At 60.9% G+C, this 12,216-nt stretch carries 15 protein-coding genes; 11 read left to right on the top strand and 4 right to left on the bottom strand.

Annotation, left to right across the window (positions count from 1 at the left end):
• Positions 1–53: 53 nt before the first annotated feature.
• A complete protein-coding gene (locus KB879_RS37145; RefSeq protein ID WP_013959508.1) occupies positions 54–257 on the bottom strand; it encodes a ribbon-helix-helix protein, CopG family in 204 nt (67 codons plus the stop codon).
• A 184-nt stretch (positions 258–441) separates the two neighbouring features.
• Here KB879_RS37145 and KB879_RS37140 point away from each other — a divergent pair, with 184 nt between their 5' ends.
• The 6 genes from KB879_RS37140 to KB879_RS37115 all read left to right on the top strand — a co-directional run bounded on the left by KB879_RS37140 (position 442) and on the right by KB879_RS37115 (position 5,357).
• The gene (locus tag KB879_RS37140; protein WP_013959509.1) at positions 442–714 is read left to right on the top strand and encodes an HPr family phosphocarrier protein; all 273 of its coding nucleotides are present in this window, start codon (positions 442–444) and stop codon (positions 712–714) included.
• 13 nt (positions 715–727) lie between these two features.
• The gene (locus tag KB879_RS37135) at positions 728–1,558 is read left to right on the top strand and encodes a fused MFS/spermidine synthase (protein ID WP_211982867.1); all 831 of its coding nucleotides are present in this window, start codon (positions 728–730) and stop codon (positions 1,556–1,558) included.
• Positions 1,559–1,600: 42 nt separating this feature from the next.
• A complete protein-coding gene (locus tag KB879_RS37130; protein ID WP_035825899.1) occupies positions 1,601–2,761 on the top strand; it encodes a DUF1275 domain-containing transporter in 1,161 nt (386 codons plus the stop codon).
• A gap of 132 nt (positions 2,762–2,893) precedes the next feature.
• Positions 2,894–4,753 (top strand): RNA polymerase sigma factor RpoD, encoded by a 1,860-nt coding sequence (gene rpoD, locus KB879_RS37125; RefSeq protein ID WP_211982865.1) that lies wholly within the window; start codon positions 2,894–2,896, stop codon positions 4,751–4,753.
• Positions 4,750–4,914 (top strand): hypothetical protein, encoded by a 165-nt coding sequence (locus KB879_RS37120; protein WP_013959513.1) that lies wholly within the window; start codon positions 4,750–4,752, stop codon positions 4,912–4,914. Before rpoD ends, KB879_RS37120 begins: the two co-directional genes overlap by 4 nt.
• A 95-nt stretch (positions 4,915–5,009) precedes the next feature.
• Positions 5,010–5,357, top strand: coding sequence for a YkgJ family cysteine cluster protein (locus KB879_RS37115; protein ID WP_084187518.1), 348 nt, complete (start codon positions 5,010–5,012; stop codon positions 5,355–5,357).
• A 285-nt stretch (positions 5,358–5,642) separates the two neighbouring features.
• Here KB879_RS37115 and KB879_RS37110 read toward each other — a convergent pair whose 3' ends face one another.
• Positions 5,643–6,068 carry an amino acid-binding protein gene (locus KB879_RS37110; protein WP_211982863.1) on the bottom strand — a complete coding sequence of 142 codons (426 nt, stop codon included), beginning with the start codon at positions 6,066–6,068 and terminating at the stop codon, positions 5,643–5,645.
• Positions 6,069–6,593: 525 nt separating this feature from the next.
• Positions 6,594–7,454: an MBL fold metallo-hydrolase gene (locus KB879_RS37105; RefSeq protein ID WP_211982861.1), complete on the bottom strand. Its 861-nt coding sequence runs from the start codon at positions 7,452–7,454 to the stop codon at positions 6,594–6,596.
• 84 nt (positions 7,455–7,538) lie between these two features.
• Here KB879_RS37105 and KB879_RS37100 point away from each other — a divergent pair, with 84 nt between their 5' ends.
• The 5 genes from KB879_RS37100 to KB879_RS37080 all read left to right on the top strand — a co-directional run bounded on the left by KB879_RS37100 (position 7,539) and on the right by KB879_RS37080 (position 11,022).
• Positions 7,539–7,871, top strand: coding sequence for a metalloregulator ArsR/SmtB family transcription factor (locus KB879_RS37100; RefSeq protein WP_013959517.1), 333 nt, complete (start codon positions 7,539–7,541; stop codon positions 7,869–7,871).
• Entirely contained in the window at positions 7,865–8,299 is a 435-nt protein-coding gene (locus KB879_RS37095) for a YeeE/YedE family protein (RefSeq protein ID WP_035825887.1), read from the top strand. The genes KB879_RS37100 and KB879_RS37095 overlap by 7 nt, the downstream gene beginning before the upstream one ends.
• Before the next feature lies 1 nt (position 8,300).
• On the top strand, positions 8,301–8,732 hold the full coding sequence (locus KB879_RS37090) for a DUF6691 family protein (RefSeq protein WP_211982859.1): 432 nt from the start codon (positions 8,301–8,303) through the stop codon (positions 8,730–8,732).
• Positions 8,733–9,076: 344 nt separating this feature from the next.
• Complete coding sequence (locus KB879_RS37085; RefSeq protein WP_211982858.1) at positions 9,077–9,703, top strand: hypothetical protein; 627 nt, start codon at positions 9,077–9,079, stop codon at positions 9,701–9,703.
• Between the two features lie 200 nt (positions 9,704–9,903).
• The gene (locus KB879_RS37080; protein WP_211982857.1) at positions 9,904–11,022 is read left to right on the top strand and encodes a Xaa-Pro peptidase family protein; all 1,119 of its coding nucleotides are present in this window, start codon (positions 9,904–9,906) and stop codon (positions 11,020–11,022) included.
• Positions 11,023–11,025: 3 nt separating this feature from the next.
• Here KB879_RS37080 and KB879_RS37075 read toward each other — a convergent pair whose 3' ends face one another.
• Positions 11,026–12,213, bottom strand: a complete 1,188-nt coding sequence (locus KB879_RS37075) for an efflux RND transporter periplasmic adaptor subunit (RefSeq protein WP_211982856.1) — start codon at positions 12,211–12,213, stop codon at positions 11,026–11,028.
• Positions 12,214–12,216 lie beyond the last annotated feature (3 nt).

The raw sequence follows: 12,216 nt of genomic DNA, 5'->3' as shown, positions 1-12,216 counted from the left end.
TGTGAAGCAGACCCATGCGAACGCCTGGGCAACTAGCCCTTTCCTACTACGTATCACCCACGTTCCTTCGCCGCCAAACCAGGTGCGCCGATCTTCGGTTTGGTGGCGTAGTCCACCTCGTACTGCTGCAAATAGTCGCGGATCATCTGGCGAACAATCTGAGATGGCGTCTGGTCTTGGGCGGCACAGAGCGCCTCAAAAGCCTTCTTCTTCTCCGGATCGATCAATACGGTCAGGCGAGCGGTCTTGGATTCCATGCGTTCTGGAGTGTCATGTTATGATAATAGCATTATCATTATATACAATTGCAAGGCTCACTACGTATCCCGCCGACATGAACTGTCGTGATGCCGGAGCGTAAGCAAAACTGCATGCCAAGCACGCACTCGCGGCATCAGTAGGGATGAGCGTTTTGGCTCACTTTTTTTCGATGAGGGCACAGTGGTAGAAGTGACCATAGAGGTGGCCGCCAAGGATGGGCTTCAGGCACGGAATTCCGCGCGCTTGGCTTTCACGGCCAATCAGTTTGAGTGCGACATCCTGCTCACCAGCGGCCCCTGGGTCGCAAACGCCAAGAACGTGATGGAGGTCATGCGGCTGTCCGCTCCGGCGGGGACGTACATACGCATCCAGGCGGACGGCGTGGACGAGGCCGCCGCTGTCGTTACCATCGCGGCCTTGCTCAGGGGGGATGCACTCCCCAAGTCTCTCTAATGGAAACGGACAGATGCACGCCGACCGCTCCTCGTTCGAGGCCTATCTGAAATTCCTGGCCGAGGCGACCAGCAACGGTACGCCCCAGGTGTTGGAAACCAAGCACGCGCTGTCGCTGCATTTCGACGCACTGGCCACCCAAAGCTTCATGTCGCGCAAGGATCCCGACAAGCTCGTGCTGGGTTACACCAGGACGATGATGGGGTTCCTGCTGTTGCACCCGACTCCAACCAGAATCTCGATGATCGGCTTGGGTGGCGGTTCACTTGCCAAATACTGCTACCGGCATCTACCCAACACCAAGGTTGTGGCAATTGAGATCAATCCGGCGGTCATCGCCTTGCGCGAGCAGTTCCAGATCCCGCCGGACGACGAACGACTCGAGGTGGTTTGCGCGGATGGCGCCGAATATGTCGCGAACCAGAATGCGCGTCCGGACGTCATCCTGGTGGACGGCTTCCTGGCCGACGGCATGCCGGTACAGCTTGGCACCGCGGATTTTTATGCCGCCTGTCATGCACGCCTGGCCGACACCGGTGTGCTGGTCGCGAATTTTCTCGAGAGCGATCCCGATATCCCGCTCTATCTGGAGGAAGTCAACGCCGTGTTCGGCAAATCAATGTCGATTTCCCTGTCCGAGGACAGTGCTAACTACACGCTGTTCGCCTGGAAAGGGGCACACAAGCTGCCCGCTCTAGAAGCACTGAAGGCGCGGGCGCGCATCCTGGAAACGGCGCATTCGCTGAACCTGACTGCAGCCGCTCACCGTCTGAAACGCGGCGAGCGCCTTGCATCGGATCGTGCCGCCTGGCCCAAGCTGGCAAGGCGGTCGGTCCGGTATTGACAAGCCTCTTCCTTGCGTGCAGGCCTTCTCACCAACGCAACCATGCCAATCCTGTACTTGCGTAAGCTGACCGGGAAGGAGCGCAGTCCCGACAGCAATCGGCAACTGGCCTGCTACCTGGCCTTTGTTGCCGGAGCAACCAACGCAGGCGGCTTCCTCGCCGTGCAGCAGTATACCTCGCACATGTCGGGGATCGTGTCCGCCATGGCTGACAACCTGGCGCTTGGCAGTTTCTGGCTGATGTTGGACGGCCTGGGGGCGCTGCTGTCGTTTCTGGCGGGCGCCGCCTGCTCAGCGGTGCTGATTAACTGGGGTCGGCGCGAGCACCTGCATAGCGAATACGCATTGCCACTCATGCTGGAAGCCGCGCTGTTGGTGTGTTTTGGCCTGCTTGGAAGCAATCTCGAGCACCACGAATGGCTGTTCGTGCCGGCAACGGTCATGGTGCTCTGTTTCATCATGGGCTTACAAAATGCCATGATCACCAAGCTGTCAAACGCCGAAATCCGCACCACGCACGTGACCGGAATGGTCACGGACATCGGCATAGAACTGGGCAAGCTGTTTTACTGGAACTTGTCCAGAGCCGACTTGAGCAAGCCACCGGTGCTCGCCAATCGGCACAAACTGCGGGTACTCATCACGCTCATCGCATTGTTCTTCGCCGGCGGGATCATTGGTGCCCTGGGGTTCAAGCACGTCGGGTTCAGCGCCACGCTCGTGCTGGCAACCCTGCTGCTCGCCCTCGCGGCAGTCCCTGTGCTCGACGATGTGCGTCTGCACTTGTGGCGCCGGGACCTTCTGCCTCATTTGGCCTCACGCTCCCGGCGTTGGGCTCGCGCAGTCAAGGAAGATGCGCACGCGGTGTGGCTGGCCGCGCAAGATCGCCGCACGCCATGGTATGCGAAAGCGCTAGCCTTGCTGGTCGCCGCCTATGCCTTGTCGCCCATTGACCTGATTCCGGATTTCATTCCAGTGCTCGGCTATCTGGATGACGTGGTGGTGGTGCCTCTCGGCTTGTTGCTAGCAATACGATGGATTCCGGTTGAAGTGATGCGCGAGCATCGCGCAGCGGCCGCTGCAGCCATCAGCCGCCCCGTCATCCACGTCGCGGCGCTGGTGATCGTAACGCTCTGGGCCATTGCTGCGGTGTCGGCATTGATCTGGCTCGTGCAACATCTTCCCGGGCGGGGAGGCAACTGAAAGGACGGCCCGAACTGGCACAGCCATCGGCCAGCCCCTCAGTGAAGTCGCGGTCTGGCTGACGCCGGGGGCAGAAATGATGCGCTTTGCGAACGCCTCAGGCGGAAGCGAGGCGCGTGAGCGCGCAATTAAATGAGCGAGAACCTACGTACAAGCCTGCTTGCGCTAATCGCCCTTGGCAAAGAGCGCGGTTTCCTGACGCGTGGTGAGCTGAGCGATCAGCTTCCGGATTGCGACGAAACATCAGGTGCCATCGACCGGACGCTGGCGATGGTGGCCGATCTCGGCATCGAGGTGGCCGACCGAGCGCCGGCGGAAGCTCCAGCATGGCTGACTCAGGATGCGGCACCCTCCGCAAATGAGGAGGATGTCGCAGAGGAAGTCGCCGCGGCCATCACGCAGAGCGACGGTCGATTGACTCGCACGACGGATCCCACGCAGATGTACCTGCGAGAGATCGGCGCGATCCCTCTTCTGACGCGCGGGGAGGAGGTGGCCATCACCCGGCGCATCGAAGACGCATTGGCGGAAATGATGGCGGCGATGGTGGCTTGCCCAGTCGTGGTTTCCGAACTCCTGGCTATGGCCGACCGGGTTGCCTGCGATGAGATGGCATTTGATGATCTGGTCGATCACATTGTGGAGCCGCAAGCCGAGGCAGGCGGTAGCCTGCAATCAGAAGCGCAGGTGCAGACCGAAACGGAGCTGGAAGGTGACGATACAGGGCTCGACGATGGCGATCCGGTGCCGATGACGTCTTCTGATAGCGAATCACTGCGATGGCGGGGCATTGCCTTCGAAAGGTTTGCAGCAATCCGATGCCAGGCCAATGCGCTTGCCAGAGTCGCTTGCTGCCCAAAAGCAGAACCCACCCAGTATGTCAGGGTGCTGATCACCCTCCAATCTGAGCTTGCGGCATTCCGCTTTAGCCCGCCCGCCATTGCGGAGCTCACACAGATCCTTGAAGCGTTGATCGGGGAGGTTCGTCAAACGGAGTGCCACATCGCCGAGATTCTGATCGACAAATGTGGCATCGCGCGCGAAGTGTTTCTAGAAGGATTCAGGGATCAAGCCGCAAATCTAGACTGGATGAAAGCGCTCGCCGCCGAGAACCCTGCCATTCGCGCTCACCTGACAAGATGGGCGCCTGAAGTGCGAGCGCTTCAGCAACAGTTGCGTGCCCTGGAGGCCCGCGCCGGGATGCCGCTGGGGGATCTGCGGGAAACCGCCAAACGAGTCGCGAAGGCGAAGACGAAAGCCCTGCAAGCCCGGTCCGAGATGATCGAGGCCAACCTCCGACTGGTGGTCTCCATCGCCAAGAAATACCAGAACCGTGGCTTGCCGTTGCCGGATCTCATCCAAGAGGGAAATATTGGACTCATGCGCGCCGTAGACAAATTCGATTACCGGCGCGGCTACAAGTTCTCAACCTACGCCACCTGGTGGGTTCGGCAGGCGGTCATACGTGCCATCGCCGATACGGCGCCCTCCATTCGTATACCGATGCATCTTGTGGAGGCCATGGGCAAGATCAACCGGCATTCACGCGAGATCTTCAGGGAAACTGGCGCCATGCCAACGCCGTCCATGTTGGCTGCCCGTTTGGCGATGAGCGAGAAACAGATCAAATCCATCCTGAATCTCGTCAAGCAGCCGATCTCGCTGGAGACGCCTTTGGGGGAAAGCGGGGATGCCCTACTAGGAGACACCTTGGCTGACGAGGACACGGTATCCCCAGTGGACGCGGCGACCCAGGTGGCACTCCATCAGGAAATGGAAACCGTTCTGGCAAGGCTAACCCCGCGCGAGGCAAAAATTTTGCGCATGCGCTTTGGCGTAGGGCTGCAGACAGACTACACGCTGGATGAAATCGGCGCGCAGTTCGGTCTGACCCGCGAGCGCATCCGCCAACTGGAATCCCAGGCATTGCGAAAGTTGCGAAAACCTGAGCTGACGACACGGCTCAATGGCTTCGTAGAGAGAAAGACATGAGCGACGAACAGTATCACCGTGCCGTGGACCTGATCCACTTGCTCTACGCAGCACTGGTCGGCCGGATGACGCCCGGCGGAGGCGAGGAAGCCCGTGAGCTGGCCGAGAGCGCTATGCAAGAGGCGTCGGAATTCCTCGGACTACCGTCGAAGGAACGGTAGTTGAACGAGATCGCGGCGCACAGTTGGGTTGAACGTAGCGCACGACCTTCCGCTACCTCGGCTCGCTACTGACCTACTGCTTGATACCTGCACCAATGAATAGTCAAAAGATCAGATTTCTTCGCTCACGAATTCCCAAGTTCGAGTGCACCCCTGGATGTCATGACTGTTGTGGCCCTGTGACAACCTCAACGGAGGAAATGTCGAGGCTTCCCGTCAAGAGCGATGCTGAGCACGAAACTGCGCTGGCAAACCTAAGTTGCCCTCATCTTGGTACCACGGGATGCAGCGTGTATTCGGAGCGCCCATTGATTTGCCGCTTGTTTGGAACGACCCCAAGGCTTGCCTGCCCGAACGGAAACCGGCCGGACAAAATGATCGATCCGGACATTGAACAACAGATTCAGCGCTTCTTTCTAGAGACACGTCACGTGCTGGTCTGACTGAGGCAAGAGGCCACAGCCGGTAGGCAACAACGGGGCGCAGGCAATTCGCTATCGTAACGCGCGCATTGCGCAACAGAGCCAACGGTGGCTGCCGGCAATGCCGGTGGTATCTGGGGCCTCGGGCCACAGACCAAGTAGGCGCTGAATGAGACCGGGCGACAATCTGGTCTGTCGCGCGGGGCGTTCGCCAATCGAATCCGAGGCGTTGTGCACGTCGCGCGAACCGGGCACTCGACGCCTCTCGATACCTATCGCGAGCGCATCATGTGTGAACGCGCTCCTTCAAAGAACGGCTTTGAGGACGTCCGCTGCCCGGTTCGCCTCTGCTTGCGAGTCAACGGCCACGTACGCGACGAATTGCGTACCGATCACCGCCGCTGAAAAGCCATGGAGGTTGATCCCCGCTTCGGCTAGGTCCTCGGTCATTGCAACGGCAAGCCCCGGCTGATTGCTGCCCTGGACTCGAACACAGTGCTGCTTCCGCGCGATATTGAACCCTGCCACGGCCGCCGCCACCATTTCCCGATCTCCCTGCAGCGGTGTGACAAACACGAGGCATTCGCCGGGCCTGTCTGGACTGCGCCGTGCAATGATGAATTGCAGGTCGGCCCCGACATCGCGCAGGGTCGTCAAGATCGCGGCCAGGCCGCCGGGCTTGTCCGGAATGCTCGCCACCCAGACTTCCACTTGTTCCACGAGCAGTTTCATTGTCGCTTCTCCTAGCCCTTCTCGTTCGGTGCAAGCGGCCGCTTCCCGTATCGGCTGGTCATCCAGCCGTGGCGCACCATCCATTGAATGGGTGCTCAGCGAGTAGCCGTCTTCTTGGAGCAAACGGCGGACGTGTCTCGATGCCATCGCTTTAGCGGTAGACCAGCACGGGGATCTTGCTATGGGTCAGCACCTTCAGCGACGTCAGTGGCAAGATGCACCACATGATGATGCACCAGAACTGGATGCAGCCGCGCCAACCTTGAGGACTACCGCGGGCGATTACGCTTGCATTTCTGCAAAAGACCGGCCCAGTCGACGACGTCGGTCAGTCTCAAGGCTACTGATTCGAAGTCAGGACCAGCGAACATATGCGTTTGCCTGTCCCCTTCATGCAAATGATAGTGCTCCTCAGATGAAGAGAGTTGATGAAAAACAATACCTGCCTCAACTCGGACTGGTCCACGCCAATCGAGGCGTAGCTCTCATGCGCCACTCATCGGTAAGGTCGGTCACAAACCTGACTCAGAGGACGTTTAGCGGGATCTTTAAATAGCGAACGCCATTCGCATCGGGCGGCGGCAACTCCCCGGCTCGGATATTGACTTGCACCGACGGCAGAAGCAGCGTGGGCATCGCCAGCGTCGCATCGCGCGCCTGGCGCATGGCCACGAACTGTTCCTCGCTCACGCCGTCATGCACGTGGATATTGCCTTCGCGCTGAGCGCGCACCGTCGTTTCCCATGCAGGCCCGCGCCCCTCGGGCGGATAGTCGTGACACATGAAGAGCCGTGTATTACTCGGCAGGTCCAGCAGCTTGCGGATGGAGCGATACAACTCGTGCGCGTCGCCGCCCGGGAAATCGCAGCGAGCCGTGCCGACGTCCGGCATGAACAGCGTATCGCCCACAAAGACCGCATCACCAATCTGGTAAGCCATGTCGGCGGGTGTATGTCCTGGCACATGAATCGCCCTGCCGGTCAGGCCGCCGACGGCAAACGTCGCTCCGTCGTCGAACAGTTGGTCGAACTGCGACCCGTCGAGCCGGAACGTCGGTTCCAGATTGAAGAGTTTCTTGAACACCCCCTGTACACGGCGAATGTTCTGGCCTATTGCTATCTGGCCACCCAGGCGGCGCTTCAGGTATGGCGCGGCAGACATGTGGTCGGCGTGCGCATGCGTCTCGAGAATCCACTCGACACGCAGTTCGTGCGCGCGCACAAATGCAATGACCTTATCAGCACTTGCGGTAGATGTCCGCCCCGCCTTGGGGTCGTAGTCCAGCACTGAGTCGATGATGGCACACTCGGAGCGCCCCTCCTGAAAGACCACGTACGTCACGGTCCAGGTCGCAGGGTCGAAGAACGGCTGGATAGTCGGGTGCACGCTCGCCTCCTTGGATGCAGTGCATTCTATTCACATACATTCTATTGTTTCATATAATATTAACAAGCAAAATGTAACCGACCTATGGACCAACCCCACTCCGCCATCGACCTCGCCAGCATGCAAGTTGCAGCGGCGCAGGCCTGCGCCCTGCTCAAGGTGCTTGCCAATCCGGATCGCCTGCTGCTGATGTGCCGCCTGTCCCAAGGCGAGCTGTCTGTCGGTGAGCTGGAGGAACAGCTCGGCATCCGGCAGCCGACGTTGTCTCAACAGCTCGGTGTGCTGCGCGAGAACAGCCTGGTGGCGACGCGCCGTGACGGCAAGAGCATCTTCTATTCGGTGGCGAGCCCCCAGGCGCTTGCCGTCATGGCGGTCCTTTATGAACAGTTCTGTGCCAACCAGGAGGCGACATGCTGATTGACCTCGCTAACTTCACGCCCGGCCTGTCACTGGTCGGCGGGCTCATCATCGGTGTGGCAGCCGCCGTGCTGCTGCTGTTCAACGGCCGCATTGCCGGCATCAGTGGCATCTTCGGCGGTCTGCTCAGCCTGCCTCGCAAGGACATGGCCTGGCGCCTGACCTTCCTCGCTGGCCTGGTTGGCGCTCCTGTGATTGCGAGCCTGCTCGGCAAGCCGGCCATTGCGGATATTCAGGCAAGCTGGGGCGAAATCCTGGCCGCCGGCTTCCTGGTCGGCCTTGGCACCCGCTACGCCAGCGGCTGCACCAGCGGCCATGGTGTGTGCGGCATCTCGCGCGGCTCCATCCGCTCGCTGGTCGCCACCCTCACCTTCATGGTGGCGGGATTCCTGACTGTTTTCGTGCAACGGCACCTGATTGGAGGGTGATATGACCGCCATGACTGCACTCCTCGCAGGCTTGCTATTTGGCATTGGCCTGATGGTCTCCGGTATGGCCAACCCGGCCAAGGTGCTGGGCTTTCTTGACCTTGCAGGAACCTGGGATCCGTCCCTCGCTTTTGTGATGGCCGGTGCCATTGCCATTGGCTCGCTCGCCTTCCTCATCGCCAAACACCGCAAGCGCTCCTTCCTGGGGCTGCCTGTGCAACTGCCGGCCAGCACGACCGTAACGCTGCGGCTGGTCCTGGGCAGCGCCGCCTTCGGCGTCGGCTGGGGTCTGGCCGGCTTCTGCCCTGGCCCCGCGCTGGTTGCCCTGGGCGCTGGCTATCCAAAGGCTATTGGCTTTATGGCAGCAATGGTTGCTGGCATGCTCGTGTTCGAGGTCGCGGAGCGCGCCAAATCAAGCATGCAACGGGCGTAGGCACGCCAGCACTGGCAGCGAAGTGCCGTTGGATAGAGGTGTGGCAGAGGAACAAACAATCCGCCGCAGGGCTGGCGCCGACGGGCGAAGTGGCGCTTTGCACGGTTCCTCCTGACTTGCCGCCCTCATAGTCCAATTCTAGGTATTCCGCCCCGGATGTGTTCCTGGCCAACATGAGGGCATCAGCAAATGGTCTGCGCAGATTGCTCCGGCGCGCAGACCAGCACATCGATGGGACTGAACGCCCGGTACACCCATCGCTTCGTTGATCCCAATCAACTCAAATCCCTGACCGCCGCATACCTTGGACTAGGAACTGTCATGTCTTCTTAGGAGGATCTCCCATGTCCACCAACCATCGCCTCTCCACCCTTATCACTGCGGCCGTCGTGCTCGCTTGGGCGCCAGCAGCTTTCCCGGCGTCACCGGCTACCGGCACGGAGCATGAGCAGCACCATCCTGAAAAACAACAAAATATGCCTCCGGTCGTAGTCCCCGGAGTTTCCAGCGATGCAAGGCTGGACGCCCAGGTTGCCCACCTGCGTGCCATCAGAGAGCGGCTTGCGCGGGCCAAGACGCCGGAAGAGCGCCAGGCCCTCTTGGCTGAACGCCATCAGGTCATGCAAGATGCAATGGCCATCATGCAAAAGGACATGATGAAGATGGGCGGCCCTGCTCGTATGGCTCCTGGCAAAAGAGTCGCCAAGGGAAACGCCCCATCAAATCAAATGCAGATGTGCCAAGACATGGCGGGTAGTCACATGGCGTTCATGCAGGAAATGATGCAGACGATGGCCAACGACCAAGGCATGGGCCCGGGCATGGGCCCGGGCATGGGTCCGGGCATGGGTCCGGGCATGGGTCCGGGCATGGGTCCGGGCATGGGTCCGGGCATGGGTCCGGGCATGGGTCCGGGCATGGGTCCGGGCATGGGCCCGGGCATGGGTAGAACGATGGCGCCAGGCGGATGATTGGTCTAGCCGTAAGGTTTGGCCCTCGCGCGGACCGATCCCGTTGGACCGGCGACCTGCCAGCCCCTTGCCGTCCGGCCGTGCGCGCTTGCGACAGCAGTCCCGCTGCAGCAGCAGAACGGAGTGAGCGTCTGCGAAGCTTTCAGCGTAGCGTCGCCGGCGCCGAAGCGTGTGGATATGCCCGAAGTGAGGATCACATCATGGACAAGCCGGTCTTTGATTACGCGGCCCGTTGGCAGCGCGCGGCGGCTTTGATGGAGCAGCAGGACGTCGACGCGCTGCTGCTGATGAAACCTGCAAATCTTGCATATTTCACTGGCGACGGTCGACCTTGCGCGCTGGCGCTGCTGACTCGCACGCTGCATTGTGTTGTTGCCGTGCCGGCTTGTGATCTGGCCAGCATTCGTCGCACTTCCGTCGCAACCGAGCTTCGCTCTTTCCAGAGCGAAGTCGAGATGTTCCACGGCTTCCGCGATGTATTAAAGGAACTCGACCTTACACAAGCAACGATTGCCATCGAGAAGAACTTTTTCGACGCCGCCTTATATGAAGTCTTTGTTGCCCACATCCTACCGAAAGCCCATGTTGTATCCGCTACACCAATTGTTTCGCAACTCCGCATGTTGAAGGACGTGGCCGAAATGGCAAGCATAAAGGCTGCCGCTAAAGTAGCAGACTCGGGGATGGATACGGTTTCGCGTGCGCTGCGGCCGGGGATTCGGGAAATCGAGATCGCCGGTGCAGAATTCGCCGTGCGAAAGGCTAGCGCCGAGGGATGGGCATCGGTAACGTATGTCGCCTCCGGCTGGAGAGCGGCGATGGCTCACGGTCCTGCATCCCGGAAAACCATCGCACCCGGAGAAGTCGTTCAGGTCCACCTCGCTCCAATTGTGGACGGATACACTGCAGACTTATGCAGGACGTTTCTTGTCGAGCCGATAGCTACTGACGCGGCGAAGGCATTGAGAGCCTACGTTATGGCGCAGGAGCGTGGAATTGCCGCGGCAGTCCCCGGGGCGGATCTGATGGGCATTGACGGTGCAATGGCCGCCTCGCTCGAACACGAAGGTTATGGGGACAAGTTCCTACGCCCTGTGTTCCATGGTATCGGGATCGAACATGAAGAGGCTCCCATCCCGGGCGGTCATGCAGTTGTCCATGGCGAGCAAAAAGTCGATCATGTGATGGCGGGTATGGTACTCGGCGTCGGAAACTGCGGCATCTATCGCGAAGACTACGGTGTACGGGTCGAGGACACGATTTGGGTAAGCGAAGAAGGTCCGGTTCCCCTGACATGCTATCCGAAGCTCATTCACTGAAGGCTACGGAATGCTGCGTTCGATCACGCGCTGGCCGTCCGCCAGGTTGTTCGATGGATAGCGGATCAACTGGAGGCCCTCGGGCAGCGGATCAAGCAATTCGGCCTCCTCCGCATTCCTGTGACCGATTCGCACTTCGCGCCGTGCCGCGCGGCCATTCACGACCGAGAACACGCACCATGACGCCGTGTCGCACCGGAAGATCGAACTGACCGGGACTTTGAGCGCATTCTCTGCCCGCCATAGGCGGATCCTGGCGATCACCCGAAAGCCATCTCCCAGCTGCGCAGGCGGTTCGATCACGTCAATAATCACATTGGTCCGTTTTTCCTCGATGCCGAGGACCGATATCTTGGTGAAGGCATGCGGCTCGACCCGCCGCACGATACCGCGGACCTGCGAGTCGCCGCCCCAGCCGTCAATATGCACGGGCATCCCCGCTTGCACCTTCACCGCTTCGGTGGACAGCAGTTCCGCCACGATCTCCAGGTCGTGCGGATCGCCGAGCGTCAGCAACGGCGTGCCTGCGCTCACGATCCGTTCACTGCGTTCGGGCAGTTCCAGCACCGCCCCTGCGACAGGGGCCGTCACCGCGACCATGGACGAGGACCCGCCCTTGAGCTCGCGCAATGCCAGCATGCCGGCCTCGGCCACCCGGACCTCCTCCAGTGCTGCGCTGGCCCGTGCCTGCGCCGCTGCCAGTTCATTGCCCGCGGTAATGCCAAGATTGGCGGCCTGCTCGCCCGCTTGCGCCGACAGGAAGCGCTCGCGCACCAGGCGGTCGATCCGCTGCCGCTCGCGCTGGGCTTGCGCATAGTCCTCGGCAGCGTGTCGGACCCGTTCCAGCGCCTCCCGATGCATTGCCCGCGCGGCGGCCACCCTGGCCCGCACCTCCTCCTGCTCCCGCGCACTCAGCGGCAATGGCGCCAGTTCGGCGAGGACCTGTCCGGCCTCGACCAGGTCGCCTTCGCGCAGTCCAATGCGCATCAGCCTGCCGCTGACCGGCGCCGTCACGACAAAGCGCTCCTTGCTTCGGGTCTCGCCCTCCTCGCTGGTCGTGACCTCGAGCGGGCCGCGCACGGCCTGCACCGTGTCAACCACCAACGGCGCAGGCATCAGCAGGTAGGCGGATTCGGCGATCAGCCCGATGGCGACGAGGACGATGGCGGCCGTACCGCCCGACAGGCGCATGGC

The organism is Cupriavidus sp. KK10, assembly GCF_018223725.1.
Classification (GTDB): domain Bacteria; phylum Pseudomonadota; class Gammaproteobacteria; order Burkholderiales; family Burkholderiaceae; genus Cupriavidus; species Cupriavidus necator.
The sequence above is the reverse complement of the archived record's forward strand: the minus strand, read 5'-3'. Positions and strand labels throughout refer to the sequence as shown.